This is a genomic window from Streptomyces sp. DH12, assembly GCF_020873895.1.
Lineage (GTDB): Bacteria > Actinomycetota > Actinomycetes > Streptomycetales > Streptomycetaceae > Streptomyces.
The window spans coordinates 1-451 of sequence record NZ_JAHWGT010001083.1; the positions used below are offsets into that span (position 1 = coordinate 1).

The 451-nt window shown below is 69.8% G+C and carries 1 protein-coding gene; it reads right to left on the minus strand.

The annotated features are described in order from the left end of the window. A partial coding sequence (locus tag LPA54_RS38630; RefSeq protein WP_228985052.1) for an ABC transporter permease occupies window positions 1-392 on the minus strand: 392 nt, incomplete at its 3' end. Window positions 393-451: the final 59 nt, after the last annotated feature.

Here is a 451-nt window from a genome sequence, read left to right on the forward strand (position 1 = left end):
GTCATGCCCATCCCCCGGGCGGCCCGGACGACGTCGCGGTCCACCTCGCGCATCCCGACGTAGGCGTTGGTGAGGAGCGGCGGCACGGCGAACAGGACGAGCGCGATGATCGTCGACCACTGGCCGTAGGTGCCGACGGGGGTGAGCAGCAGCAGGACCAGGACGGCGAAGGTGGGCACGGCCCTGCCGATGTTGGAGAGGTTGACGGCGAGTGCCCCGCCCTTGCCGAGGTGGCCGAGAACGAGGGCGACGGGCAGCGCGATCAGACAGCTGATGAGCAGACAGACAGCGGTGAGGAAGAGGTGTTCGCCGAGCCGGTTCCAGACGCCGTCGGGGCCGGACCAGTGGGCGGCGGTGGTGAGCCAGGTCCAGGCGTCGGAGAGGGTGTTCACACCCGCCTCCCCTTGCTGAGGGCGTTCACGCCTGCCTCACCCTGCACGGTGTTCATGCC